The 26,157-nt window shown below is 71.9% G+C and carries 27 protein-coding genes; 1 reads left to right on the top strand and 26 read right to left on the bottom strand.

All coding sequences use genetic code 11. From position 1 onward, the window contains the following. Positions 1-42 precede the first annotated feature (42 nt). Positions 43-420, bottom strand: a complete 378-nt coding sequence (locus ACFP2E_RS08445) for an STAS domain-containing protein (RefSeq protein ID WP_378523188.1) — start codon at positions 418-420, stop codon at positions 43-45. A 165-nt stretch (positions 421-585) separates the two neighbouring features. Here ACFP2E_RS08445 and ACFP2E_RS08440 point away from each other — a divergent pair, with 165 nt between their 5' ends. Continuing rightward, on the top strand, positions 586-1,176 hold the full coding sequence (locus ACFP2E_RS08440) for a cob(I)yrinic acid a,c-diamide adenosyltransferase (RefSeq protein WP_378523187.1): 591 nt from the start codon (positions 586-588) through the stop codon (positions 1,174-1,176). Here the strand turns inward: ACFP2E_RS08440 and ACFP2E_RS08435 are convergent. The 25 genes from ACFP2E_RS08435 to argS form a co-directional block, all read right to left on the bottom strand. Continuing rightward, positions 1,103-2,347, bottom strand: coding sequence for an MFS transporter (locus ACFP2E_RS08435; protein WP_378523186.1), 1,245 nt, complete (start codon positions 2,345-2,347; stop codon positions 1,103-1,105). The two genes, ACFP2E_RS08440 and ACFP2E_RS08435, sit on opposite strands and share 74 nt — an antisense overlap. Continuing rightward, positions 2,344-2,784 (bottom strand): DUF2550 domain-containing protein, encoded by a 441-nt coding sequence (locus ACFP2E_RS08430; protein ID WP_378523185.1) that lies wholly within the window; start codon positions 2,782-2,784, stop codon positions 2,344-2,346. The genes ACFP2E_RS08435 and ACFP2E_RS08430 overlap by 4 nt, the downstream gene beginning before the upstream one ends. A gap of 82 nt (positions 2,785-2,866) precedes the next feature. Next, a complete protein-coding gene (locus ACFP2E_RS08425; protein ID WP_378523184.1) occupies positions 2,867-3,265 on the bottom strand; it encodes a F0F1 ATP synthase subunit epsilon in 399 nt (132 codons plus the stop codon). A gap of 46 nt (positions 3,266-3,311) precedes the next feature. Then, entirely contained in the window at positions 3,312-4,766 is a 1,455-nt protein-coding gene (gene atpD, locus ACFP2E_RS08420; RefSeq protein WP_378523183.1) for a F0F1 ATP synthase subunit beta, read from the bottom strand. Positions 4,767-4,771: 5 nt separating this feature from the next. Continuing rightward, positions 4,772-5,689 (bottom strand): F0F1 ATP synthase subunit gamma, encoded by a 918-nt coding sequence (locus tag ACFP2E_RS08415; protein WP_378523182.1) that lies wholly within the window; start codon positions 5,687-5,689, stop codon positions 4,772-4,774. A gap of 2 nt (positions 5,690-5,691) precedes the next feature. Beyond that, positions 5,692-7,329: a F0F1 ATP synthase subunit alpha gene (gene atpA / locus ACFP2E_RS08410; protein WP_378523181.1), complete on the bottom strand. Its 1,638-nt coding sequence runs from the start codon at positions 7,327-7,329 to the stop codon at positions 5,692-5,694. A 53-nt stretch (positions 7,330-7,382) separates the two neighbouring features. Next, positions 7,383-8,192 (bottom strand): F0F1 ATP synthase subunit delta, encoded by an 810-nt coding sequence (locus tag ACFP2E_RS08405; protein WP_378523180.1) that lies wholly within the window; start codon positions 8,190-8,192, stop codon positions 7,383-7,385. Beyond that, positions 8,192-8,764, bottom strand: coding sequence for a F0F1 ATP synthase subunit B (locus tag ACFP2E_RS08400; RefSeq protein WP_378523179.1), 573 nt, complete (start codon positions 8,762-8,764; stop codon positions 8,192-8,194). Before ACFP2E_RS08400 ends, ACFP2E_RS08405 begins: the two co-directional genes overlap by 1 nt. A gap of 44 nt (positions 8,765-8,808) precedes the next feature. After that, positions 8,809-8,994: an ATP synthase F0 subunit C gene (gene atpE / locus ACFP2E_RS08395; protein ID WP_082550515.1), complete on the bottom strand. Its 186-nt coding sequence runs from the start codon at positions 8,992-8,994 to the stop codon at positions 8,809-8,811. Positions 8,995-9,076: 82 nt separating this feature from the next. Beyond that, positions 9,077-9,910: a F0F1 ATP synthase subunit A gene (gene atpB, locus ACFP2E_RS08390; protein WP_378523178.1), complete on the bottom strand. Its 834-nt coding sequence runs from the start codon at positions 9,908-9,910 to the stop codon at positions 9,077-9,079. A gap of 10 nt (positions 9,911-9,920) precedes the next feature. Beyond that, positions 9,921-10,076 carry a hypothetical protein gene (locus ACFP2E_RS08385; protein ID WP_378523177.1) on the bottom strand — a complete coding sequence of 52 codons (156 nt, stop codon included), beginning with the start codon at positions 10,074-10,076 and terminating at the stop codon, positions 9,921-9,923. A gap of 108 nt (positions 10,077-10,184) precedes the next feature. Then, entirely contained in the window at positions 10,185-10,676 is a 492-nt protein-coding gene (locus ACFP2E_RS08380) for a hypothetical protein (RefSeq protein WP_378523176.1), read from the bottom strand. Positions 10,677-10,795: 119 nt separating this feature from the next. Further along, positions 10,796-11,938: a glycosyltransferase family 4 protein gene (locus ACFP2E_RS08375; protein ID WP_378523175.1), complete on the bottom strand. Its 1,143-nt coding sequence runs from the start codon at positions 11,936-11,938 to the stop codon at positions 10,796-10,798. Positions 11,939-11,950: 12 nt separating this feature from the next. Then, on the bottom strand, positions 11,951-12,610 hold the full coding sequence (locus ACFP2E_RS08370; protein ID WP_378523174.1) for an L-threonylcarbamoyladenylate synthase: 660 nt from the start codon (positions 12,608-12,610) through the stop codon (positions 11,951-11,953). Then, on the bottom strand, positions 12,607-13,470 hold the full coding sequence (gene prmC / locus ACFP2E_RS08365) for a peptide chain release factor N(5)-glutamine methyltransferase (protein ID WP_378523173.1): 864 nt from the start codon (positions 13,468-13,470) through the stop codon (positions 12,607-12,609). The genes ACFP2E_RS08370 and prmC overlap by 4 nt, the downstream gene beginning before the upstream one ends. Beyond that, positions 13,467-14,540 (bottom strand): peptide chain release factor 1, encoded by a 1,074-nt coding sequence (gene prfA, locus ACFP2E_RS08360; protein ID WP_378523172.1) that lies wholly within the window; start codon positions 14,538-14,540, stop codon positions 13,467-13,469. Before prfA ends, prmC begins: the two co-directional genes overlap by 4 nt. Before the next feature lie 114 nt (positions 14,541-14,654). Continuing rightward, positions 14,655-14,870, bottom strand: coding sequence for a 50S ribosomal protein L31 (gene rpmE, locus ACFP2E_RS08355; protein ID WP_378523171.1), 216 nt, complete (start codon positions 14,868-14,870; stop codon positions 14,655-14,657). A gap of 98 nt (positions 14,871-14,968) precedes the next feature. After that, complete coding sequence (locus tag ACFP2E_RS08350; protein ID WP_378523170.1) at positions 14,969-16,450, bottom strand: sensor histidine kinase; 1,482 nt, start codon at positions 16,448-16,450, stop codon at positions 14,969-14,971. A 64-nt stretch (positions 16,451-16,514) separates the two neighbouring features. Next, on the bottom strand, positions 16,515-16,883 hold the full coding sequence (locus ACFP2E_RS08345; RefSeq protein ID WP_378523169.1) for a response regulator transcription factor: 369 nt from the start codon (positions 16,881-16,883) through the stop codon (positions 16,515-16,517). 113 nt (positions 16,884-16,996) lie between these two features. After that, positions 16,997-18,904 carry a transcription termination factor Rho gene (rho, locus tag ACFP2E_RS08340; protein ID WP_378523168.1) on the bottom strand — a complete coding sequence of 636 codons (1,908 nt, stop codon included), beginning with the start codon at positions 18,902-18,904 and terminating at the stop codon, positions 16,997-16,999. Positions 18,905-19,188: 284 nt separating this feature from the next. Then, on the bottom strand, positions 19,189-20,091 hold the full coding sequence (gene thrB, locus ACFP2E_RS08335) for a homoserine kinase (protein ID WP_378523167.1): 903 nt from the start codon (positions 20,089-20,091) through the stop codon (positions 19,189-19,191). Between the two features lie 3 nt (positions 20,092-20,094). Next, the gene (gene thrC / locus ACFP2E_RS08330; RefSeq protein WP_378523166.1) at positions 20,095-21,192 is read right to left on the bottom strand and encodes a threonine synthase; all 1,098 of its coding nucleotides are present in this window, start codon (positions 21,190-21,192) and stop codon (positions 20,095-20,097) included. Then, positions 21,189-22,514, bottom strand: coding sequence for a homoserine dehydrogenase (locus ACFP2E_RS08325; RefSeq protein WP_378523435.1), 1,326 nt, complete (start codon positions 22,512-22,514; stop codon positions 21,189-21,191). The genes thrC and ACFP2E_RS08325 overlap by 4 nt, the downstream gene beginning before the upstream one ends. Beyond that, positions 22,492-23,898 carry a diaminopimelate decarboxylase gene (lysA, locus tag ACFP2E_RS08320; protein WP_378523165.1) on the bottom strand — a complete coding sequence of 469 codons (1,407 nt, stop codon included), beginning with the start codon at positions 23,896-23,898 and terminating at the stop codon, positions 22,492-22,494. The genes ACFP2E_RS08325 and lysA overlap by 23 nt, the downstream gene beginning before the upstream one ends. Positions 23,899-23,908: 10 nt before the next feature. Further along, on the bottom strand, positions 23,909-25,585 hold the full coding sequence (argS, locus tag ACFP2E_RS08315; RefSeq protein WP_378523164.1) for an arginine--tRNA ligase: 1,677 nt from the start codon (positions 25,583-25,585) through the stop codon (positions 23,909-23,911). Positions 25,586-26,157: the final 572 nt, after the last annotated feature.

Below are 26,157 nucleotides of genomic sequence, written 5' to 3'. Positions count from 1 at the left end.
AGGTAACCGGTTGGCGTGTGGGGTATCCAACAGCGGCGGGCCTCAGGCGGTGGCGGCCGCCCGGTCGACCTCGACGAGGCGGATCAGCCGCGACAGGTGCAGCATGCGCCGGACGGCCGGACCACAGCCCCGCAGCACCAGGTGGCGGCCCTCGTGGCCGGCCTCCCTGGTCGCCATCGCCAGCACCTTGAGCGCGGTGAGGTCGATCGCGGTCACGCCGGTGAGGTCGACCGCCACGTCGCCCTCGCACGACGCCAGGAGGTCGTAGAGCGCGGTGCGCACCTCCGGCGTGCTGCGCACGTCGAGGTCCCCGCACAGCACGAGGGTCGATCCGTCGACCATGAGCTCGGCCCCGCCGGCGACCCAGCCGTCGGCGCGCCCGCCCTCCTCGGCCGTCCCCTTGCCCGTCGACTGACTCATCCGCCACATCCCTCCCCGGGCCCGGTCCCGGCTCGGCGCGCCACCCGGCCCGACCGGCCGTGGCGACGCGACACCCACCTGTTACCCACTATGACGCTGCTCACGCCCGATCGGTTGCCTGCGCCCCGGCGAGTCCTGCTTCGCGTGCCCGTCTACGCTTCGCGCATGGTCAACCTGACGCGCATCTACACCCGCACCGGGGACGACGGCCGGACGCGGCTCGGCGACATGAGTGCGACCACCAAGACCGACGTCCGGCTGCGCGCCTACGCCGACGTCGACGAGGCCAACGCCGCCATCGGCGTCGCCCTCGCCCACGCAGCCGCGTCGGGCGGGCTCGACGAGGACGTCGTGCAGGTGCTGACGACCATCCAGAACGACCTGTTCGACGTCGGCGCCGACTTCTGCACCCCAGTCGTCGAGAACCCGGAGTACCCGCCGTTGCGCATCGAGCAGGAGTACGTCGACCGGCTCGAGCACTGGTGCGACCACTACAACGCGGACCTGCCGAAGCTGAGCTCGTTCATCCTCAGTGGCGGCACCGTGGCCGCCGCCCACCTCCACGTCGCCCGGACCGTCGTCCGGCGCGCCGAGCGCGCCGCCTGGGCCGCGTGGGAGGAGCACGCCGAGACCATGAACAAGGTGGCGATCACCTACCTCAACCGGCTCTCGGACCTGCTGTTCATCCTCGCCCGCCACGCGAACCGGGAGCAGGGCGACGTCCTGTGGGTGCCGGGCGGGGAGCGGAAGGCCTGACCGCCGCAACAGTCGCTGCGGCCGGCACCATCAGCACCGCGATCGCCAGCAGGGCCTCGCGCGTTCCGACTGCGTCGGCTAGCCGGCCGAGCAGCGGCGGTCCCGCCAGGAACGCCGCGTAGCCCAGGGTCGCGACCACGCTGACCCGGGCGGGCGCCCGCCGGCGGTCGTCGCCGGCCGCGCTCATGCCGACCGGGAAGCCGAGCGAGGCACCGAGGCCCCACACCACCACGCCGAGCCCCACGAGGACCGGGTGGCCGCCGAGCACCACCAGCAGCACCCCCGCGGCGGCGACCGCGCAGGTGCTCCACAGCACCGGCGCCCGCCCGAACCGGTCGAGCAGCACCGGCCCGACGAGCCGACCGGTGGTCATCGCCGTGACGAAGCCGGCGAAGCCGAGCACGCCGACCCACTGCGGGGCGTCGTAGCCGTCGATGAGCGCCAGCGCCAGCCAGTCGTTGGCGGTGCCCTCCGCGGCCGCGAAAGCGAGCACCATGAGCCCGATCGCGAGGGTGCGGGGCTCCCGCCAGGCGGACCGGCCGCCGGCGACCGGTGCGGTGTCGTCGTCGTCGGCCTCCGGGTCGGCGCCGAGGAAGGCCGCCACGCCGAGGGTGACGAGGACCAGCGCGACCACCGAGACCGTGCCGAGGTGGAGCGGCAGCCAGACGTCGACCTTGGTGACGACCACGCCCACTCCGGCGCCGAGGATCGTGCCGATGCTCCAGCCCGCGTGGAACCGGGGCATGACCGTCCGGCCCAGCCCGTGCTCGACGGCCGCCGCCTCGACGTTCATCGCGACGTCCCAGACGCTGGTGCCGACGCCGTAGGCGAAGAAGCCGACGGCCGTCAGCCACACCGAGGCCGGGCCGACCACGGCGGAGGCCGCCAGCAGCAGGCCCAGGACGACCAGGACGGCTCCACCCCGGACGACGGCGACGGTGCTGGTACGACGGATCAGGGTGCCGCTCGAGGGCAGCGCCAGCACCGAGCCGAGGGCGATCGCGAGCAGCAGCAGCCCCAGCGCGCTGTTCGTCAGGTCGAGGTCGCGCCGGACGTCGGGCAGCCGGGCGACGAGCGCGGCGAAGCAGAACCCGTTGAGGATGAAGACGAGACCGACGGCCCGGCGGGCCCGATCGACGGCGAGCGGGCCGGCGCCGCCGGGCGCGCTCACAGCTCGGCGGCCGCGCCCGGCGGGGCCGCCTCGAGCCAGGCCTGGAAGCCGGTCAGCGACGGTGGCGCCATGGCCAGCTCGAGCGGGCCGCCCGGGGTGGCGCAGAGGACCACGACGTGGTCGGGGTAGAGCGACATCTGCTCGACGCCCTCGGGGTCGCGCCGGCCGCCGTAGCTCAGGTCGGCGCGGCGCCAGACCCGCTTGGGCCGCGGAGAGAGGGAGAAGATGCGGAACCACTCGAGGTCGTCGCCCGAGTAGCGACCGAGCCCGAGAAGCCAACCGCGCCCGACCCGTTCGGGTCGGACGCGGTAGCTGAGCTCGAAGGTGCCGCCGTTGCGGGCGAGCAGGCGACGCCGGACGACGAGGGCGACGCCGTAGAGCAGCACGAGGGCGAACAGGACACCGATGGTGTCCAGCACCCACTGCCAGAGCGGCATCCACCCTCCCTCCGGCGCCCCGCACGGGCGCACGTCCAACGCGGTGCGCACACCCTAGCGGGGCGTCACCGGAGGGTCGTGGTCAGGCCTGCTCCACCGCCCGGATCCGGGCGCGGGCCCAGGCGGCGGTGACCGCCGCCTCGGCGCCGTCGGTCTGCTCGCCGGCCTGCTCGGCCCGCTCGAGATCGGCGCGTGCCTTCTCGAGGTCGATGTCGTGGGACATCTGGGCGTGCTCGGCCAGGATCGAGACCCGGTTGCCCGCGACGGACAGGAACCCGGCGTCGACCGCCGCGATCCAGGTCTCGTCGTCGGCCGTGCGGACGTCGACGACGCCGTCCACGAGCAGCGAGAGCAGCGGCGCGTGGCCGGGCAGGATGCCGACGTCGCCCTCGGTGGTGCGGGCGATGACCAGCGCGGCCTCGCCCGACCACACCGTCCGGTCGGCAGCGACGAGCTCCACCTGGAGCCGTGCGTCACTCATCAGTCAGTCCTTTCGCGGGCGGCCGGGGCCGCCTTGGCGGATCCGGTCAGAGGTTCTTCTGGATCTCGGCCCACTTCTGCTCGACGTCGTCCAGACCGCCGCACATGAAGAACGCCTGCTCGGCCACGTGGTCGTACTCACCGTCGGCGATCTTGTTGAACGCCTCGATGGTGTCGGACACCGGGACCGTCGAGCCCTCGATGCCGGTGAACTGCTTCGCCACGTAGGTGTTCTGCGACAGGAAGCGCTGGATCCGGCGAGCCCGGGACACGATGATCTTGTCCTCTTCGGAGAGCTCGTCGACACCGAGGATCGCGATGATGTCCTGGAGCTCCTTGTTGCGCTGCAGGATCTGCTTGACGCGGATCGCGCAGTTGTAGTGTTCCTGACCGATGTACTGCGGGTCGAGGATCCGGGAGGTCGAGGTCAGCGGGTCCACGGCCGGGTAGATACCCAGCGACGCGATCTCACGCGACAGCTCGGTGGTCGCGTCGAGGTGCGCGAACGTGGTCGCCGGAGCCGGGTCGGTGTAGTCGTCCGCCGGCACGTAGATCGCCTGCATCGAGGTGATCGAGTGACCGCGAGTCGAGGTGATCCGCTCCTGCAGCACGCCCATCTCGTCGGCGAGGTTCGGCTGGTATCCCACGGCGGACGGCATGCGGCCGAGCAGCGTGGACACCTCGGAACCGGCCTGGGTGAACCGGAAGATGTTGTCGATGAAGAGGAGCACGTCCTGCTTCTGGACGTCGCGGAAGTACTCCGCCATCGTCAGCGCGGACAGCGCGACGCGCAGCCGGGTGCCCGGCGGCTCGTCCATCTGGCCGAAGACGAGGGCGGTCTGGCCGAGAACGCCGGCCTCCTCCATCTCGACGATCAGGTCGTTGCCCTCACGGGTGCGCTCGCCGACGCCGGCGAACACCGACACACCACCGTGGTCCTTGGCGACACGCGCGATCATCTCCTGGATGAGCACGGTCTTGCCGACGCCCGCACCACCGAACAGGCCGATCTTGCCGCCCTGCACGTACGGGGTGAGGAGGTCGATGACCTTGATGCCGGTCTCGAACATCTGCGTCTTCGACTCCAGCTGGTCGAAGGCCGGGGCCTTGCGGTGGATACCCCACCGCTCGTCGACCTCGAAGCGCTCGCCCTCCTCGAGGTTGAGCACGTCACCGGTGGCGTTGAAGACCTTGCCGAGGGTCGCGTTGCCGACGGGGACCTGAATCGGGTTGCCGGTGTCGCGCACCGAGGCGCCCCGGACCAGGCCGTCGGTCGGCTTCAGCGAGATGGCGCGGACCATGCCCTCACCGATGTGCTGGGCCACCTCGAGCGGGAGGACCGTGGTCTCGCCCGCCAGGGTCACCTCGACCTCGAGCTTGTTGTAGATCTCCGGCATCGAGTCAACGGGGAACTCGATGTCGACGACCGGGCCGATCACCCGGGCGATGCGACCGACACCCGCAGCGCCGGTCTCCTTGGTCTCTTCAACCGTTGCAGTCATGTCTCTCACTCACTCCCGGAGGTGGCGTCGGCGAGCGCGTTGACGCCTCCGACGATCTCGCTGATTTCCTGGGTAATGCCGGCCTGGCGGGCCTGGTTGGCGATTCGGGTGTACTTCTTGATCAGCTCTTCCGCGTTGTCCGTCGCGGACTTCATCGCCTTCTGCCGGGCGGCGAGCTCGGAAGCCGCCGCCTGCAGGAACGCGAAGAAGATCCGGCTCTGGACGTAGCGCGGCAGGAGCTGGTCGAGCACCTCCTGGGGGGACGGCTCGAACTCGTAGAGCGGCAGCACCTCGTCCGAGGCGGGTCGCTCCTCCCCCTCGACGACCTCCAGGGGCAGCAGCCGCACCGCGGTGGGCTCCTGCACCAGCATCGACCGGAACCGGGTGTAGACGACGTGGACCTCGTCCACCCCGCCCTCATCGGTCTGGGCGTCCGCGAGGAAGGCGTCGATCAGGGTCTGACCCACCTCGGCGGCGACGTCGTACGACGGCTGGTCGGAGAAGCCCGTCCAGGACTTCATGATCCGCCGGTTGCGGAACTTGAAGTACGCCTCGCCCTTGCGCCCGCAGATGTAGGTGTCGATCTCCTTGCCCTCGTCCCGGAGCTTCTCCGCGAGGCGCTCGTACTCCTTGATGACGCTCGAGGAGTAGGCGCCCGCGAGGCCGCGGTCGCTGGTGACGATGAGCACGGCGGCCCGCTTGGGGTCCTCCGACTCCTGCGTCATGGGGTGCTCGACGTTGGAGTACGTCGCCACCGCGGACACGGCACGGGTCAGCTCGCGGGCGTAGGGCGCGGCCGACTGGGCCCGCTGCTGCGCCTTGATGATTCGGGACGCAGCAATGAGCTCCATGGCGCGCGTGATCTTCTTCATCGACTCGGTCGATCTGATCCGCGCGCGGTACTCACGCAGCGATACGGCCATCGTCAGCCCCGCTTCTGCTTGACGATCTGCTCCTGGTCCTCGTCCTCAAGCGCCTCGGCCTGGGGCTCGGTGCCGACCTTGATCGAGCCGCCCTCGGACGTCTCGAACTGGTCGAGGAAGGAGTCGTAGGCACCCTCGAGCGACTTCTCGGTCTCGTCCTCGAACTTCAGCGACTCGCGAATCGCCGACAGGATGCCGTCGTGCGAGCGGCGCAGGTAGTCGAGGAACTCCTGCTCGAAGCGGATGACGTCGCCGACCGGGACGCGGTCGAGACGGCCGGTGGTGCCGAGCCACAGCGAGACGGTCATCTCGTCGAGCGGGTACGGCGAGTAGGCCGGCTGCTTCAGCAGGGCCATGAGCCGCTGGCCGCGGTCGAGCTGCTGGCGCGACGCCGCGTCGAGGTCGGAGGCGAACATCGCGAAGGCCTCCATGGCGCGGTACTGCGCGAGGTCGACCTTCAGCGAGCCGGTGACGGCCTTCATCGCCTTGGTCATCGCGGCGCCACCCACGCGGGACACCGACACACCGACGTCGATGGCCGGGCGCTGGTTGGACGCGAACAGGTCCGACTGCAGGAAGATCTGGCCGTCGGTGATCGAGATGACGTTGGTCGGGATGAACGCCGAGACGTCGTTGGCCTTGGTCTCGATGATCGGCAGACCGGTCATCGAGCCCGCGCCCATCTCGTCCGAGAGCTTGGCGCAGCGCTCGAGGAGCCGGCTGTGCAGGTAGAAGACGTCACCCGGGTAGGCCTCACGACCCGGCGGGCGGCGCAGCAGCAGCGACACGGCGCGGTAGGCCTCGGCCTGCTTCGTCAGGTCGTCGAAGACGATCAGGACGTGCTTGCCGTCGTACATCCAGTGCTGGCCGATGGCCGAGCCGGTGTAGGGAGCGAGGTACTTGAAGCCGGCGCTGTCGGACGCGGGGGCGGCGACGATGGTGGTGTACTCCAGCGCGCCGGCCTCCTCGAGGGCGCCACGCACGGAGGCGATGGTCGAGCCCTTCTGGCCGATGGCGACGTAGATGCAGCGGACCTGCTTCGTCGGGTCGCCGGAGTCCCAGTTCTGCTTCTGGTTGATGATCGTGTCGATCGCGATCGTCGTCTTGCCGGTCGCGCGGTCACCGATGATCAGCTGGCGCTGGCCGCGACCGATCGGGGTCATCGCGTCGATGGCCTTGATGCCGGTGGCGAGCGGCTCGTGGACCGACTTCCGCTGCGTCACGGTCGGCGCCTGGAGCTCCAGGGCGCGGCGGCCGACGGTCTCGATGTCGCCCAGGCCGTCGATCGGGTTGCCCAGCGGGTCGACGACGCGGCCCATGAAGCCGTCGCCGACGGGGACCGAGAGGATCTCGCCGGTGCGGCGGACCGTCTGGCCCTCCTCGATCTTGTCGAAGTCACCGAGGATCACGACACCGATCTCGCGGGTGTCGAGGTTCAGGGCGATGCCCAGCGTGCCGTCCTCGAACTCCAGCAGCTCGTTGGCCATGGCCGACGGCAGACCGGAGACCCGGGCGATACCGTCACCGGCCTGGGCGACCGTGCCGACCTCTTCCTTGCTGGCGGCGTCGGGCTGGTACTCGGACACGAAGCGCTGCAGCGCGTCCCGGATCTCGTCCGGACGGATCGAAAGCTCCGTCATCTCTGCCTACTCTCTTGGCTCTCGTACTACTGGATGTTCGGTTGGGGGCCGGGTCAGCCGGCCAGCTTGCGTCGGGCCTCGTCGAGCCGCGCGGACACGCTGCCGTCGATGACGTCGTCACCGATCTCGACGCGCATGCCGCCGACCAGCCCGGGCTCGACCACCACGTTGAGGTGGACCTCGCGGCCGTACTGGCGGCTCAGTGCCTGGCGCAGGCGCTCGCGGTCGCCGTCGTTCAGCGGGCGGGCGACGCGGACCCGCGCCACCTGCTCGCCGTAGACCGCAGCCGCGACCTTCTGGTACTCGGCGATGGCGACCCCGGTCGAGCGGTGCGAGCCGGCCAGTGCCTGCTCCACCAGACGGACGGTCGCGGGCAGCGCCTTGCCGTCGAGCAGCGAGCGGAGGAGCCCGCGCTTGTCGTCGACGCTGCGAGCCGGGTCGGACAGCGCGGAGCGCAGCTCCACGTTGTCGTTGACGAGCTGGCCGACGACGAAGAGCTCGTCGGCCAGCCGCCGGGCGTCGCCGCTGCCGGCCGAATGGACCAGCGCCACGACCCCGAGGTGCTCCAGGGCGTCGGCAAGGTCGCGGCTGGCCGTCCAGCGACGACGCACCGCCTCCACCGCCAGGTCGAGCGCGAGCGGCTCGACCTTGCCCTCGAAGAGGTTGCGCACCAGACCGGCCTTGGCCTCCGACGGGGTCGAGACGTCGGTCGCGACGCGCCGCAGCCCGGCCTCGGACCGCACCACGCCGGCGAGGCCGAGGACGTCGTCGCCCACCTTCGCGGCGTCGGCGGAGCCGAGACCCTGCTCGAGCTGGTCGACCAGGGCGCCCTGCGCCTCGGCCGACGCGCCTCGCATCGTCATCAGCGCGCCTCGTTCCCGGCGGTCTGCGACGACTCGAGCGTCTCGAGGTCGGCCAGGAAGCGCTCGACGACGCGGTTGGACCGCTCGTCGTCCTCCAGGCTCTCCCCGACGATGCGGCTCGCGAGGGACGTCGCCAGGGCGCCGACCTCGCTGCGCAGCGACGTCACGGCCTGCTGCCGCTCCGCCTCGATCTGCGCCTTGCCGTGCTCGACGATGCGCGAGGCCTCGGTCTGGGCCTGCTCGCGCATCTCCGCGATGATCGCGGCACCCTGCTCGCGGGCCTCCTCGCGGATGCGAGCGGCCTCGTGGCGGGCCTCACCGAGCTGCTGCTCGAGCTCGGCCAGCTTGGCGTCGGCCTCGGCCTGCTTGGTCTCGGCCGCGGCCAGGCCACCCTCGATAGCCGCAGTACGCGCGGCGTAGGTCTCCTCGAACGCGGGGGCGACGTACTTCCTCACGAGGAGGAAGAGCAGCCCGAAGACGACGAGCGAGAGGATGATCTCGATGCCGTGGGGCAGGAGCGGGTTGAGCTCCTCGGCTGCCCTCACCACCACCGGGGCGTCAAGTGTCTGCATGGAAGGTCCTTCCGGAGTCCTGGGTCAGGAAGTGGTGGGACCCGTCAGAGCACGAAGGCGAGGGCGATACCGATGATCGCCAGCGCCTCGGCGAGCGCGAAGCCCAGGATGGCGATCGACTGCAGGCGGCTCTGGGCCTCCGGCTGGCGAGCGACACCGCTGATGTAGGCGGCGAAGATCAGACCGATACCGACACCGGGGCCGATCGCAGCCAGGCCGTAACCGATCATGTTGAGGTTGCCGTCCACGGCGATTTCCTTTCGGTTGTTGCTTCTTCGAAGGGTGTTACTGGGGTGAACTCAGGGGTGTTGCTCAGTGCTCGTCCGCGAGCGCGCCCTGGATGTACATGGCGTTCAGGAGGACGAAGACGTAGGCCTGCAGGAACTGGATCAGCACCTCCAGGAAGGCCACCGCGATGAACAGCAGCCAGGCGAGGATGCCGACCGGCTTCACCAGCGCCGCGCCCTCCAGGAGGAGGTACTCGCCACCCAGCGCGAAGAGGATCAGCAGCAGGTGGCCGGCGAACATGTTGGCGAAGAGACGGAGGGCCAGCGTGACCGGGCGGACCACGATGTTGGACATGAACTCCAGCGGCACGAGCAGCAGGAGGATCGGCCCGGAGATGCCCGAGGGCACCGACTGCAACTTGAAGTAGCCGGCGAAGCCGTGCTTCTTGATGCCGACGGCGTTGTAGATGACCCAGCTCATCAGCGCGAGTCCGTAGACCATGCCCGAGCGCGAGAACGTCGGGAACTGGAAGAACGGGATCGTCGCGAACAGGTTGTTGATCAGCAGGAAGAAGAAGAGCGCGAAGAGGTAGGGCACGAACCGCGCGAAGTCGTGGCCGCCGATGATCTCGCGGCCCAGGCTGTTGCGGACGAAGCCGTAGGCCTCCTCGCCGACGTACTGCAGCCGGCCCGGGACCATGGCGCGCTTGCGGGCGGCCAGGTAGAAGAAGGCGAACACCAGAATGCCCGCGAGCACGACCTGGAGCATCGGCTTGGTCACGCCGAGCACGAACTCCTGGCCGAACATCATGAACGTGGCGTCCCCGCCACCGATGGGGGGCAGGTCGAAGTCTGCCGGGCCGGGCGGGGTGAAGCCCTCTCCATCAGCGGTGCGCACCACGACGGCTGCGTTGGTCACCAGTTCTCCTCTAGTCGTCGTGCGGAGCCGCACGGTTGAAGCGGGCAAAAGTCATGACGATGCCGAGCCCCGCACCGAACACGATGCCCAGCGCCACCAGGAACGAGGTTCCGAGCCACCGGTCCGCCAACCAGCCGAGCAGGCCGTAGAAGACCACTCCGGACACGACGTAACCGAACGCGTGCCACGGATCGCCCTTGGGTCGGTCGTCCCCGCTCGCAGGCGGAGGACTGTGCTGACTCATCGCGCCCCGGACAATAGCAGTCGCCGCGGGTCATCGTTCACCCCCCTCGGCCCCGTGCGGACGCCCCTCACGGGGCTCCGTGGCCCCCTCCGGGGCCGGCAGGTCGAAGGCGGGGATGCGGCGCCGCGTCGAGAGCAGCACCAGCGTCACCAGCCACACGAGGGTGGCGACGACGGCGGTCACGCCAAGCCACTCGCGGTCCAGGCGCGCCCCGAGCAGGTCGGACCGCTCGAGCGCGACGAACACCATCAGCAGCACGAGCACCTGCAGCGTGTACGTCAGCAGCGCGAACAGCAGCGACGCCGTGGGCAGGACGCCGGCGACGACGTTGACCACCAACGAGCCGCCGGCGCAGACCACGGCGACGACGAGCGCCCCGACGAGCGCCCCCCACGCCGCGGTCGACCCGTCCACGACGCCGCCGAGGACGGCGGCGAGGACGCCGATCGCCACGGTGACCACGAAGCCTCCGAGGAGGACGGTCACCCCGCTGTCGCGGGTGCGTCGGGGGGTCTGGACCATGGCGTCCGTCCTGGATCGGTAGGGCGGGGCGTCGGCCCCGGGCAGGTCTCCCGAGGGCTCGTGAAAACTATCACAAAGTCCCCGGAGGCCCGGAAACCGGGGGGTCGGGGCACCCTCGGTCAGACGTCCTCGTGGGCGCGCAGGTGCGGGGCGTGGACGACGGGCAGCGCGAACGTCAGCACGATCGTGAGGACCGCGGCGCCGGCCAGCGAGGCCCACATCAGCCCGCCGGTGTAGAGGCTGGCCACGACGGTGCCGAACGCGACCAGGCCCGCCCACATCCACATGATCAGGACGGCCCTGCGCTGCGAGTGCCCGATCTCGAGCAGCCGGTGGTGCAGGTGCTGCTTGTCCGGGGCGAACGGCGAGCGCCCGGCGCGGGTCCGCCGGACCACCGCCAGCAGCAGGTCGGCCATGGGCACGATGAGGATCGAGACCGGCAGCAGGACGGGGAGCAGGGTGGGCAGCAGGCTGGCCTGCGAGCCGGACGCGCCCTGCGTGAGCTCCGCTCCGGAGAACTGGCCCGACAGGGTCACCGCGCTGGCCGACAGCACGAGCCCGATCAGCATCGAGCCGCTGTCCCCCATGAACAGCCTCGCCGGGTTGAAGTTGTGGGGCAGGAACCCGGCGCAGGCCCCGGCCAGCGCTGCGCTGAGCAGCGCCCCGGTGATCGCCAGGGAGACGCCGTTGAGGTTGGCGAGCTGGTAGCAGAACACGAGGAACGCCAGCGAGCCGATGCCGACCACGCCGGCCGCCAGCCCGTCGAGGCCGTCGACGAAGTTCACGGCGTTGACGGTGGCGACCACGATCAGCACGGTCAGCAGCGCCCCCTGCGCGGCGTCGAGCGCGAACTGTCCACCGTCCTGCGTGGGGAAGAAGGTGTACTGGATGCCGGAGAAGATCAGGAAGCCGGCCGCGAGCACCTGCCCGCCGAGCTTGGACAGGGCATCGATCTCGAACAGGTCGTCGAGCACCCCCACCGCGCAGATCATGGTGCCGGCGATGAGCACGATCCCGGCGTCCCGGAAGACGAACGGCCCGCCGTTGGTGGAGAGGAAGGGCAGTTCGCGCGCGACCAGGAACGCCGCCCAGAGCCCGCCCAGCATCGCCAGGCCGCCGAGGTAGGGGATCGGCTCGTCGTGGACGTCGCGGTCACGGACCGCGGCGACGGCACCGGTCCGCAGCGCGATCTCGCGGGCGACCACCGTGAGCAGGTAGGTCACGGCGGCCGCGACGAGGAAGACGACGAGGTACTCCCGCATCGACCCCGCGCCTCAGGCGTCGTCCGTCAGGGTGGCGCCCAGCGGCTCCAGCACGGCGTTGATCTCCTCGAGCGAGAGGGCACCGCGGCGCAGCACACGCCCCTGGGTGCCGGTCACGTCGACGATCGTCGAGGCCTCCTTGCCGGGCGCCTCCCCCGCGTCGACGATGACCTCGACCTTGTCCCCCAGCATCTCCTCGGCCTGGTCCGCGTCCACGGCCGCCGGCTTGCCGGTGAGGTTGGCGGAGCTCACGGCCAGCGGGCCGGTCCGCTCCAGCAGCGCCAGTGCCACCGGGTGGTCGGGCATCCGCACCGCGACCGTGCCGCGGGTGTCGCCGAGGTCCCACTGGAGGGAGGCCTGCTGGGTGCAGACGAGCGTCAGCGGCCCGGGCCAGAAGGCCTCCACGAGCGCCCGGGCGTAGCCCGGCACACCCACGGCGATGGCGTCGAGGGTGGTGGCGGCACTGACGAGGACCGGTGGCGGCATCTCGCGGCCGCGCCCCTTGGCGGCCAGCAGCGCGCGCACGGCCGCCGGGTCGAAGGCGTCGGCGCCGATGCCGTAGACGGTGTCGGTGGGCAGCACGACCAGCTTGCCCTGCTGCACGGCCGTGCTGGCCGCGGCGACGGCTGCCTCGCGCTCCTCGTCGGTGGACGTCGGGTATCGCTCGCTCACGACAGGTATGTTGCCAGTCGCGCCGTCACGAAGCGCGGACGCCCGGCCAGGTCGCGGTGGTCGCGCACCTCGCCCCACCGTCCGGTGACGCTGAAGACCGCCGGGGCGCTCTCCCCCTGCTCGTCGGCGTGCTCCGCACCGAGCACTCCGCCGGGCCGCAGCAGCCGCGCGGCGCGCGCCTCGAGCACCCGCATCGCGTCCAGCCCGTCGTCCCCCGACCACAGCGCGAGGGACGGGTCGTGGTCGCGCGCCTCGGGGGCCACCGACTCCCACGCCTCGAGCGGGATGTACGGCGGGTTGCAGACGACCACGTCGACGGTGCCGTCGAGGTCGGCGAAGGCCTCGGCCATGTCGCCCTGCCGCAGGTCGACCCCGGTCCCCGCGAGGTTGCGCGTGGCCCAGCCGTGGGCCACCTCGTCGAGCTCGACGGCGTGGATTTCGGCGTGCGGCACCTCGTGGGCCACCGCCTTGGCGATCGCCCCGGACCCCGTGCACAGGTCGACGACCACCGGCCGCTCGAGCGACAGCGCCGCCTCCACCGCCCAGCCGGCGAGGAGCTCGGTCTCGGGGCGCGGCACGAAGACCCCCGGCCCCACCGCGAGCTCGACGTGGCGGAAGTGGGCGGTGCCGAGGAGGTGCTGCAACGGCTCCCGGCCCGTCCGGCGCTCGACCAGGGCGCGGAAGCGCTCCGCCACCTCACCCGGCACGACCGACCGCAGCACGAGGTCGCCCCGGCGGCAGCCCAGCACGTGGGCCAGCAGCTCGGCGGCGTCGTGCTCGGGGCTGGCCACGCCACCGGAGCCCAGGCGCGCGGCGGCCTCCGCCAGGAGGGCGCGCCGGTCGACGTCGGCGCCGCTCATGCCTCGAGGGCGGCCAGCCGCGCTGCCAGGTCCGCCTCGACGCAGGACTCGAGGACGGGCTGCAGCTCGCCGTCGAGCACCTGGTCGAGGTTGTAGGACTTGTAGCCGGTGCGGTGGTCGGAGATGCGGTTCTCCGGGAAGTTGTAGGTGCGGATGCGCTCCGAGCGGTCGACGGTGCGCACCTGGCTGCGCCGCGCCTCGCTGGCCTCGGCATCCGCCTCCTCCTGAGCGACCGCGAGCAGCCGGGACCGCAGGATGCGCAGCGCCTGCTCCTTGTTCTGGAGCTGGCTCTTCTCGTTCTGGCAGCTCACGACGATGCCCGTCGGCACGTGGGTGATGCGCACGGCCGAGTCGGTCGTGTTGACGCTCTGGCCGCCGGGTCCGCTGCTGCGGAAGACGTCGACGCGCAGGTCGTTCTCGTCGATGACGACGTCGACCTGCTCGGCCTCCGGGAGCACCAGGACCCCGGCGGCGCTGGTGTGCACGCGCCCCTGCGACTCCGTGACGGGCACCCGCTGCACGCGGTGGACGCCGCCCTCGAACTTGAGGAGGGCGTACGGCGCCTCCCCCGGCTCGGGCGTGCCCTTCGCCTTGACCGCGACGGTCACCGACTTGTAGCCGCCCAGGTCGGACTCGGTCGCGTCGAGGACCTCGACCTTCCAGCCCCGCCGCTCGGCGTACCGGGTGTACATGCGGAGGAGGTCGCCGGCGAAGAGCGCCGACTCCTCGCCGCCCTCGCCGGACTTCACCTCGAGGAGGGCGTCCTTGGCGTCGGCGGGGTCGCGCGGCACCAGCAGCCGGCGCAGCCGCTCCTCGGTCACGGCCCGCCGGTCGGCCAGCGCCTCCACCTCCTCGGCGAAGGCGGGGTCCTCGGCCGCCAGCTCGCGCGCGGCCTCGACGTCGTCGCCGAGCCGCTGCCACTCCCGCCACGCGTCGATGACCGACGACAGCTCGGCGTAGCGCTGGTTGAGGCGCTTGGCGAGCCGGGGGTCGGCGTGCGTCTCGGGCGCGGCCAGGCGCTGCTCGAGCTCGGCGTGCTCGGCGACGAGCCCCTCGACGGCCTCGAACATCGCGCCTCCCTGCTGCGTGCTCTGGATGGACGGCCGGGATCGGCCTGGGGTGAGGTGCAGAAATCGACAGGCGCCGGCCACCCGCCGTAGCGGGGGGCCGGCGCCTGGACGGGGCTACTTCTTGGCAGCCTTGGCGTAGCGGGCCTCGAAGCGGGCGACGCGGCCGCCGGTGTCGAGGATCTTCTGCTTGCCGGTGTAGAACGGGTGGCACTGCGAGCAGACGTCGGCGTGGATGTTGCCGGAGGTCGCGGTGCTGCGGGTGGTGAACGTCGCGCCGCAGGTGCAGGTCACCTCGGTGACGACGTAGTCCGGGTGGATGTCCTTCTTCATGGTGTCCTCTCAGTCGCCGGGTCGTCGTCCGCGCCCTGCGGACCACGTGAACCGGAACCAGCCATGAATTGTGCCACCCCGGTCCAGCCGACCGGTAATCAGGACCGCTGATCCAGTGACGGGGCGACCGTGACGCCCACCGGGCCGTGAGGGACCGGCCTTGCGGAGGTCTGCGGCAGCCGCACGGTGACGGTGGTGCCCTCACCCTCGACGGACTGCACGCGGAGCTCGCCCCGGTGCTCGTCGACGACCTCCTGGACGATCCGGACCCCCAGGCCGGTCCCGGCGATCTCTTTGGCGACTGCGTTGGACGCCCGGAAGAAGCGGGTGCCGAGGCGGTCGAGCTCGCCGGCGGGGATGCCGATGCCGTGGTCCCGCACCACCACCAGCAGGTCGTCCGCGTCACGCGACACGGAGACGTCGACCACGCCGCTGCCCTGGGTGAACTTCACCGCGTTGCCGACGACATTGCGCAGCGCGCGCTGGAGCATGGGGCGGTCGGCCAGGAGCGAGAGCCGCTCCCCCGCCACCAGGCCGAGGTCGATGCGGATGCCCCGGTTGGCGGCCGGGATCCGAAGGTCGGTGACGACGTCGACGACGATCGCGGCGAGGTCGACCTCCTCCAGCTCGTCGACCCCGGACTCGGCTCGCGACAGCGTGAGCAGGTCCTCGATGAGCAGCCGGAGACGTCCGACATTGCGACGCATCGCGTCCAGCATCTTCTGGTGGTGAGGGGCGACCCGGCCGTCGAACTCGTCGTTGATCAGCTCGAGGTAGCCGCTGATGGTGGCGAGCGGCGTCCGCAGCTCGTGGGAGACGTTGGCGACGAAGTCGCTCCGGGCGGTGTCGAGGTAGCGCAGCTCCTGGTGGACGCGGAGCTCGACCGCCCGGGCGAGGTCCTCGGCCTCGGCCAGCTGGTTCAGGGCCGCGGCCACGGACCGCACCTCGCGACTGCCGGTCTGCTCGGCGCGCTCACCGGCCCCGGAGGACGCGAGCCGTCGCGCCGCTCGTTCGAGCTCGGCGAGCGGGCCCGCCACCTCGGCGAGCAGCAGCCGGCGGGACCGGCCCATGAGCCAGGCGCCCGACGTGGCCACGACCACCAGCAGCACCAGCGTCACGCCGCCCACGGTGACGGCGAGACCGCGGGCGCCGGCGAGCTCCCGCTCGAGCGCCGCCACCGTGCGGTCGTGGGCGGCCCGGACGTCGTCGAGGGGCTGGTCACCCGGCCGCAGCGACGCCCGGGTCCAGGCACGCGTCTCCTCCACCTCGGCCGCCACGACCGCGGCGAGCGCCCGGTCGCTGACCGCGAGCTCCTCGACGAGTCCGGCGTGCCGGGCCCAGCGCTCGCGCGCGGTGCGGTGATCGACGAGGTGCGCTCGGTCGTCGGAGCGTTCGTAGGCCGCTGCAGCGAGCGCCATGTCGGTGACGTCCTGCAGCGCCGCCCGGTGTGCCTGCTGCGCGGGGTGGACGTCCTGCGACAGCCGGGCGACGGCGTACACGGTCGAGCCCAGCCCGACCACGGCGACGACCACGAGCAGCACGGCCGTGGCGCGCACGGGTGCGAACGCGGAGGCCACCACGCGGGCAGCCGACTGGGAGCCTGGGGTGGTCACGACGTGCCGGGCCCGAGCGGCGCGAGATCCATCAGTCGCGGGTGAGGAGCGCCTCGACGCGGGAGGCGAGCTCCCGCGGGCTGAAGGGCTTGGTGATGTAGTCGTCGGCGCCGGAGTCGAACCCGGTCTCCACGTCCGACTCCTGGGCGCGCGCCGTGAGCAGGATGACGGGCAGGTCGGAGAGCGACGGGTCGGAGCGGATGACCCGCACGGCGTCGAGGCCGGAGACGCCCGGCATCATGACGTCGAGCACGGCGAGGTCGGGGCGCTGCGCCTTGCAGGCGTCGATGGCAGCGGCGCCGTCGGACACGGCGACGATGTCGTGTCCCATGGTCGACAGCTTGAACTCCACGAGCTCACGGATGTCGACGTCGTCGTCAGCGACGAGGATCCTGGCCACGCCACTCCCCCTTCCGGATGTGATCTGTGGGCGCAGCCTAACCGCCGCGGCCCCCCGAGAAAGGTGAACCGGGCCGCACGCGGCGCGTGCGGCCCGGTTCACCGGTCGAGGTCTCAGTCGTCGGAGCCCGGGGTGGGCGTCGACTTCTGCACCTGCATCAGGAACTCGATGTTCGTCTGGCTCTTCCGCAGCCGCTCGAGCAGCAGCTCGAGGGCCTGCTGGCCGTCGAGGCCGGACAGGACCCGCCGGAGCTTCCAGACGATGGCGAGCTCCTCCTTGCTCATGAGCAGCTCCTCGCGGCGGGTGCCGGACTGCACCGCGTCGATGGCCGGGAAGAGCCGCTTGTCGGCGAAGTCGCGCCGCAGCCGGATCTCCATGTTCCCGGTGCCCTTGAACTCCTCGAAGATCACCTCGTCCATCTTCGAGCCGCTCTCGATGAGCGCGGTCGCGAGGATGGTGAGGGAGCCGCCGTTCTCGATGTTGCGGGCAGCACCGAAGAAGCGCTTCGGCGGGTAGAGCGCCGCCGAGTCGACGCCGCCGGACAGGATCCGCCCGCTCGCCGGGGCGGCGAGGTTGTAGGCGCGGCCGAGGCGCGTGATGCCGTCGAGCAGGACGACCACGTCGTGGCCGAGCTCCACGAGCCGCTTGGCCCGCTCGATCGCCAGCTCCGCGACCATGGTGTGGTCGGCCGCGGGACGGTCGAACGTCGAGGAGATCACCTCGCCCTTGACCGAGCGCTCGAAGTCGGTGACCTCCTCGGGCCGCTCGTCGACCAGGACCACCATCAGGTGGCACTCGGGGTTGTTCGTGGTGATCGAGTTGGCGATCGACTGCATGATCATCGTCTTGCCGGCCTTGGCCGGGGAGACGATGAGGCCGCGCTGGCCCTTGCCGATCGGCGCGGCGATGTCGATGACCCGCCCGATGAGGTTGCCCGGCTCGGTCTCGAGGCGCAGCCGCTCGCTCGGGTAGAGCGGGGTCAGCTTGCTGAACTCGACCCGCGACCGCGCGGCCTCGGGGTCCGCCCCGTTGACGCTGTCGAGGCGCACCATCGGGTTGAACTTCTCCTTGCGCTCGCCCTCGCGGGGCTGGCGCACCTGGCCGACCACGGCGTCGCCGCGGCGCAGGCCGTACTTCTTGACCATGGTGAGCGACAGGTAGACGTCGTCCGGGCCAGGCAGATAGCCGCTGGTCCGCACGAACGCGTAGTTGTCGAGCACGTCGAGGATGCCGGCCGCCGGCACGAGGACGTCGTCCTCGAGGATCGTGGTGTCCGGCTCGTTGCGCTGGCCGCCACGGCTGCGGTCGCGGTCACGCCCGCGGCGGCGCCGGTTGCGGCTGCGGCCCTCGTCGTCGCGACCGCTCTGGTCGCCCTGGTCGGACTGGTCGGACCTGTCCCGCTTGTCGGCCTGCTGCTGGTCCCGCTGCTGGCGCTGGTCGCCACGGTCACCCTTGTCACGCTGCGTGTCCCGCTGCTGGTCACGCTGCCCGCGTTGGTCGCCGCGGTCGCGCCGGTCGCCCTGCTGCTTGTCGGCCTGCTGCTTGTCGGCCTGCTGCTTGTCGGCCTGCTGCTTCTCCGACTGCTGCTGGCGCTGCTCGGTGCGGGCGCGCCGGTCGGCCTGCTTCCCGGCCTGCTGGTCCGAGCGGTCTCGCTGCTCGTCCTTGCGCCCGTCCTTCTGCTCGTCCCGGCGCTGGTCGCGCTGCTGCTCCCGGCCGCGGTCGTCGGAGTCCTGCTTGCCAGGGTCCTGCTTGCCCGCGGTCTGGCCCCCCGAGGACTGGCCCCCCGAGGACTGGCCCCCCGAGGACTGGCCCCCCGAGGACTGGCCCCCCGAGGACTGGCCGCCGGACTGGGCACCCTTGATCGCCTCGATCAGCTGCGCCTTCTTCATGCTGCCGGCGCCGGCGATGCCCATGCTGCCGGCCATGGCCTTGAGGTCGGCGAGCAGCATGCCGTTGAGCCCGCCGCGCTTCTTCGGGGCGGCCTTGGCGCCCTCGGCAGCGGGTTCGATGGTTTCGGTCACGTGAGGTCCTTCCCACGTCATCAGTGCCGGGCCGGCGGGAGGTCGTCGGCCGCCCCGTCACGGCTGGTCACGGCTGGTCATGGTTTCCTCGCCGCCCGGCGTCACAGGAGGACGAGCGGCTGCGTGGGAGACCCACGGGGATGAGGAAGGGGTTCGCACCGCGGTCCCTGCTCGGGACGGGTGCGGCGTCGAGGGTCCGACGGGACCGCTGACGTCGGCCACGGTACCACCAGGGCCACGCGATGTGGCATCGGGCACGTTCCCGGCGTGGCCTGCGTCGACCCTCAGAGAACCAGAGCGCCCCGGTGGTCGACGGCCAGGGGCAGCGCCTCCCACCCGGACGGGCACCGCGCCAGGAGGTCGAGCCCCGCCTGACCACCGGCCGTGAACGCCAGCACGGTCGGGCCGGCGCCCGAGACGAGGGCGGCGATTCCGTCGCCGCGGAGCTCGTCGACCAGCGCCAGCGAGTCCGGCATGGCCGGTCGACGGTAGTCCTGGTGGAGGAAGTCGCGGGTGGCGCGCCAGAGCTGCTCGGGCTGTCCGCCCAGCGCGGCGACGAGCAGCGCGGCCCGGCCGGCATCGGCGGCGGCGTGCGCGTGCGGGACGGACTCCGGCAGCAGGCCGCGGGCCTTCTCGGTGCTGACGCCCACGGGCGGCACGAAGACGACGGCGCTCACGCGGGGGTCGACGGGCGCGCCGACGGCGTAGCTCGTGCCGTCCTCGGAACCGGAGATGACGAAGCCGCCGTAGAACGCGGGGGCCACGTTGTCGGGGTGGCCCTCGAGCCGGACCGCGAGGTCGAAGACCGCGTCGTCGTCCAGCAGCAGGCTCCCGCCGGCGACCAGCGCGCGGGCGAGCGCCAGGCCGCCGACGATCGCGGCCGAGGACGAGCCGAGGCCGCGCGCGTGCGGGATGCGGTTCCGGCAGTGAAGCCGCAGCCCCGTCGGGGCGGCGTCCATGGCCTCGAACGCCGCGCGCATCGCCCGCACCACGAGGTGCGACTCGTCGCGGGCCACGTCCGCCTCGCCCGCGCCCTCCACCTCGATCTCGAGGCCGGTGCGGCAGACCTCGGCGCTGAGCTCGTCACGCAGGTCGAGCGCGAGGCCCAGCGAGTCGAAGCCGGGGCCGAGGTTGGCCGAGGTCGCGGGCACGGTGACCCGGACGGGCCCGTCGACGAAGGTCGCCACGGCTCAGCGCAGCCCGGCCGCGCGGGCGGCCTCGTCCACGTCGGCGTCGACGACGTTGTCCACGAGGTCGCCGAAGCCCTCCAGGGCGGTCGCGGTGTCCTTGAGCCCGTGGCCCGTGACCGTGACGACCACCGACCGGCCGGCGTAGGACTCCCCCGCCTCGAGCTCCTGCAGCAGCCCGGCCACCCCCGCGGCCGACGCGGGCTCGACGAAGACGCCGTCGCGGGAGGCGAGGTCGCGCTGCGCGGACAGGATCTGCTCGTCGGTGACGGCGGCGAAGCGGCCGCACGACTCGTCGCGGGCGGCGACGGCCAGCTTCCACGACGCCGGGTTGCCGATGCGGATCGCGGTCGCCTTGGTCTCCGGGTGGGGGAACGGCTCGCCGGTCACCAGCGGGGAGGCACCCTCCGCCTGGAAGCCGCGCATCACCGGACGCCGGGAGGCGTGCCCGAGGTCGGCGTACTGCGTGTAGCCCAGCCAGTACGCCGAGATGTTGCCGGCGTTGCCGACCGGGAGCAGGTGGAAGTCGGGGGCGTCGCCGAGGAAGTCGACGATCTCGAACGCCGCGGTCTTCTGGCCCTCCAGCCGCACCGGGTTGACGGAGTTGACCAGGGCGACGGGGTACCGCTCGGAGAGCCCCTTGGCCATCTCCAGGCAGTGGTCGAAGTTGCCGCGCACCATGATGATCTGCGCGCCGTGGAGGATGGCCTGCGCCATCTTGCCGGCGGCGATCTTTCCCTCGGGGACGAGCACCAGCGGCTTGAGGCCGGCGCGCGCGGCGTAGGCGGCCATCGAGGCCGACGTGTTGCCGGTGGACGCGCAGACGACCGCCTTCGCGCCCTCGTGCACCGCGACCGAGATGGCGGTGGTCATGCCGCGGTCCTTGAAGGAGCCGGTGGGGTTGTCGCCCTCGACCTTCAGCCACACCTCGGCGCCGGTGAGCTCGGAGAGCCAGCCGGACGGCACGAGCGGGGTGCCGCCCTCGCGGAGGGTGACGGCGGGGACGCCCTCGGGGATGTCGAGCAGCGGGCGGTACTCCTCGATCACTCCGCGCCACTGGCGGGTGAGCGACTGCCGCCGTGCGGTGGTGTCGTGGCTCATTCCGCGCCTCCCTCGACGCGCATCACCGAGGTGACCTCGCGGACGAAGTCCCTGCCCCGCAGGTGCTCGACGGTCGCCGCGAGCCGGGCGTCGGTCGCGGTGTGCGACACGACCACGAGCTGGGCGTCCTCGTCGCGGCCCTCCTGGTGGACGGTCTGGATCGAGACGTCGTTGTCGGCGAACGCCGTGGCCACCGCCGCGAGCACGCCCGCGCGGTCGTCGACGTCGATCGCAACGTGGTAGCGGGTGACGGTCTCCCCCATCGGCAGCACCGCCCGGTCGGCGTACGCCGACTCGCCGGCGCCGCGGGTCTCTGCGAGGCGGTTGCGGGCGACGGTGACGAGGTCGCCGAGCACGGCGGACGCGGTCGGCGAGCCTCCGGCGCCGGGACCGTAGAACATCAGCTGCCCGGCGGCCTCGGACTCGACGAAGACCGCGTTGTAGGCCTCGCGCACCGACGCCAGCGGGTGGCTGCGCGGGATCATCGCCGGGTGGACCCGGACCGCGACGGCCTCGTCGCCCTCGGGGGTGGTGCGCAGCTCGCAGATGGCCAGCAGCTTCACGACGCTGTCCATCTCGCGGGCGGACTGCACGTCGGCGGCGGTGACCTCGGAGATGCCCTCGCGGTAGACGTCGGCCGCGGTGACCCGCGAGTGGAACGCCAGCGAGGCCAGGATCGCGGCCTTGGCGGCGGCATCGAAGCCCTCGACGTCGGCGGTCGGGTCCGCCTCGGCGTACCCGAGCTCCTGGGCCTCCTCGAGGGCCTCGGCGAAGCCGGCGCCGGAGGTGTCCATCTTGTCGAGGATGAAGTTGGTCGTGCCGTTGACGATGCCGAGCACGCGGGTGACGCGGTCGCCGGCCAGGGACTCGCGCAGCGGGCGCAGGATCGGGATGGCCCCGGCGACGGCGGCCTCGTAGTAGAGGTCGCGTCCGGCCTTCGCGGCCGCCTCGAACAGCGTCGGGCCGTCGTCGGCGAGGAGCGCCTTGTTGGCCGTCACGACCGACTTGCCGTGCTCGAGCGCGGCCAGGATCAGCGAGCGGGCGGGCTCGATGCCCCCGATGACCTCGACCACCAGGTCGACGTCGTCGCTGCGGACCAGGGCCTCGGCGTCGGTGGTGAGCAGACCCTCGGGCACCTCGACCTCGCGCGCGGCGTCTACGCGGCGAACCGCCACGCCCGCGAGCTCGACCGGGGCGCCGACCCGGGCCGCCAGGTCGCCGGCCTGCTCCTCGAGCAGCCGCACCACCTGCGACCCCACCGAGCCGCAGCCGAGGACGGCCACCCGCAACGCCTTGCTCTCACTCACCGTGTGCTCCCACATCAGTCGCCAACAGGTCATCCACACTCTCGCGCCGGACCACCACCCGTGTCCCGCCGTCCCGCACCGCGATCACCGGCGGCCGCGGCACGTGGTTGTAGTTGGACGCCATCGAGCGACAGTAGGCGCCGGTGCCGGGCACCGCCACCAGGTCGCCGGGCGCGACGTCACCGGGCAGGAACTCGTCGCTGACCACGATGTCGCCCGCCTCGCAGTGCTTGCCCACGACCCGGGCCAGCACCGGCGCGGCCTCGGAGGCGCGCGAGGCGAGGGTGCAGGAGTAGTCGGCGTCGTAGAGGGCGGTCCGGAGGTTGTCGCTCATGCCGCCGTCAACCGAGACGTAGGTGCGGCGGGCGCCGCCGTCGAGGGCGACCTCCTTGACCGTGCCGACCTCGTAGACGGTGCACATGGCCGGGCCGACGATCGCGCGGCCGGGCTCGATGGAGAGCCGGGGGCGGTCGACGCCCAGCGCGCGGCACTCGTGCTCGACGATCTTGCTGAGCTCGGTGGCCAGCTGCGCGGGGTCGGCCGGGTCGTCCTGGGTGGTGTAGGCGATGCCGAAGCCGCCGCCGAGGTCCATCTCCGGCATGGTCACGCCGAGCTCCTCCGAGACCCGCGCGTGCAGCGCGAGCACCCGGCGGGCCGCGACCTCGAACCCGGACGAGTCGAAGATCTGCGAGCCGATGTGGGAGTGCAGGCCCAGCAGCTCGAGGCCAGGGGCCTCGGACACGCGGCGTACGGCGTCGAGGGCGTCGCCGGAGGTGATCGAGAAGCCGAACTTCTGGTCCTCATGGGCGGTGGCGATGTACTCGTGGGTGTGGGCCTCGACGCCCGCGGTCACCCGGACCATCACGCCGGCGGTGCGGCCGAGGTCGGCCGTGACGGCCGCCAGCCGGTCGATCTCATGGAAGGAGTCGACGATGATCCGGCCCACGCCGATCTCGACGGCGCGGCGCAGCTCGGCGACGCTCTTGTTGTTGCCGTGGAAGCCGATCCGGGCGGGGTCGAAGCCGGCCCGCTCGGCGACGGCGAGCTCGCCGCCGGTGCACACGTCGAGGTGGAGCCCCTCCTCCGCCACCCACCGGGCCACGGTGGTGCAGAGGAAGGCCTTGCCGGCGTAGTAGACGTCGTACGCCGAGAAGGCGTCGCGAAAGGCCCGGGCGCGGGCCCGGAAGTCGGCCTCGTCGAGGACGTACGCCGGGGAGCCGTGCTCGGCGACCAGGTCGGTCAGCGCGACACCGCCGACGGTGAGCCGGCCGTCGACCTTCTCGGCGGTCGTGGACCACAGGTGCTGGACCAGGGTGTTGGGGTCGGCGGGCTGGCGCAGCCACGACGGACCCTTGAGGGCTCCGTCGGCGTGGGCCCAGCCGGCTTCGTGTGCAGGCAACGGTCCGCGCTCACATGCGCTCGGGCGCGGAGACGCCGAGCAGGTCGAGGCCGTTGGCGATGACGGTGCGGGTGGCGGCGACCAGCACGAGGCGGGTCAGGTTGACCGGGCCGACGGGCTCGTCGCCCTGCGGGAGCATCCGGCACTCGCGGGTGTCGTACCACTTGTTGAAGACCGAGGTGGTCGCCTCGAGGTAGCGGGCGATCCGGTGCGGCTCGCGCAGCTCGGCTGCGCTGGCGACGACCCGCGGGAACTCCGCCAGCGCGCGCAGCAGCTGGCCCTCGAGCTCGTGAGAGAGCAGCGCAGGGTCGAAGCCGTCGCGGGCGTCGGCGACGGACATGCCGAGATCGGCGGCGTTCTCCATCATCCGGCAGGTGCGGGCGTGGCCGTACTGCACGTAGTAGACGGGGTTGTCGTTGGAGGCCTTGGTGATCTCCGCGACGTCGAGGGTCAGCGGGCTGTCGGCGGGGTAGCGCGCCAGGGAGTAGCGCAGGGCGTCGACGCCGATCAGGTCGACCAGCTCGCCGAGGGTGACGATCTCGCCGGCACGCTTCGAGAGCCGGACCTCCTCGCCGTCGCGCATGATCTTGACCAGCTGGCCGATCGGGACCTCGATGTGCTCGGCCGGGTCGTCGCCCGCGCAGGCGGCCATCGCCTTGAGGCGCCCGACGTACCCGTGGTGGTCGGCGCCGAGCAGGTAGATGCACACGTCGAAGCCGCGCTCGCGCTTGTCGACGTAGTAGGCGGTGTCGGAGGCGAAGTAGGTGAGCTCGCCGTTGGTACGGCGGAGCACGCGGTCCTTGTCGTCGCCGAAGTCGGTGGTGCGCATCCACAGCGCGCCGTCCTGCTCGAACAGGTGGCCCTGCTTGTCGAGGACCTCCAGAGCGTGCTCGACCTTGCCGTTGTCGTGGAGCTGCCGCTCGGAGAACCAGACGTCGAAGTGGGTGTTGAAGGAGTCGAGCTGGTCCTGCTGCTCCTTGAGCTGCAGGGCGTAGCCGGCCTCGCGGAACGCGACGAGGCGCTCCTCGTCGGGGAGGTCGAGGATGCCGGGCTGCTCGGCGACGACGGCGCGGGCGAGGTCGGCGATGTAGTCGCCTCGGTAGCCGTCCTCCGGCACCGGGCGGCCGAGGGCGGCGGCCTCGATGCTGGCCGCGAACTTGTCCATCTGGTTGCCGCGGTCGTTGATGTAGAACTCGCGGGTGGCCTCGGCGCCCGCGGCGGAGAGCACACGGGCGATGGCGTCACCCAGGACGGCCCAGCGGGTGTGGCCCAGGTGCAGCGGCCCGGTCGGGTTCGCGGAGATGAACTCGATGTTGATCCGCTGCCCTGCCAGCGCCTCGTTGCGGCCGTAGGTCTCCCCCGCCGTGACGACGTCCAGGGCGACCTGGCCCTGCGCGTCCGCGGCCACGGAGATGTTGAGGAAGCCCGGGCCGGCGACGTCGACCTTGGCGATGCCGTCGGCGGCCTCGAGACGCTGCTGGACCAGGGTGGCCAGCTCGCGCGGGTTCATGCCGGCCTTCTTGGCCAGTTGCAACGCCACGTTGGTGGCGTAGTCGCCGTGCTCCCGCTGGCGCGGACGCTCCACCGTCACCGTCGTCGGGACCCCGTCGGGCAGGGTGAGGGCACCCTCGTCGGACAGGGTCGTCAGGACGTCGACGATCGTGGCGGAGAGCTGCTCGGGAGTCACCGCGCAAGGGTATCCGCGACACGCCGCCCCACCCGAACCCATACCGCCATCCGGCAGCCGCGCGCCGGCCGAGCCCGCCGAGACCCGTCGAGGTGTGGAGGGCGGCGACCAACGGAGGTCGAGCCCGTCGAGACCCCCGCAGCCGGCGCAGGGCGGCGATGTACGCCGGTCGAGCCCGTCGAGACCCCCGCAGCCGGCGCAGGGCGGCGATGTACGCCGGTCGAGCCCGTCGAGACCGTCAAGACCCCGCGAGCCACGCACGGCGATGAGGTACGCCGGTCGAGCCCGTCGAGACCCCGCGAGCCACGCACGGCGGTGAGGTACGCCGGTCGAGCCCGTCGAGACCCTCTGGCATGCGGGGTGGTGACACGCCCGTGTCCCCGCCGAGCGTTGCCTGGCGGGGTGTGGGGCGGGGCATCTACTCCTCGGGCGGGTCGACCCCACGATGGGCGTCGATCAGTCGCTGCCGGGTGGCGGCGGGGTCGGGGGTGACGTCGCGGGTTCCGGTCTCGTCACGCAGGTAGGCGTGTCCGTACGGACTGCGCCAGAGGAAGGTGCCGTCGTCGACGTGG

This window comes from Nocardioides sp. GCM10027114 (assembly GCF_042659625.1).
Lineage (GTDB): Bacteria > Actinomycetota > Actinomycetes > Propionibacteriales > Nocardioidaceae > Nocardioides.
This window is presented reverse-complemented; position numbering and strand designations above follow the sequence as displayed.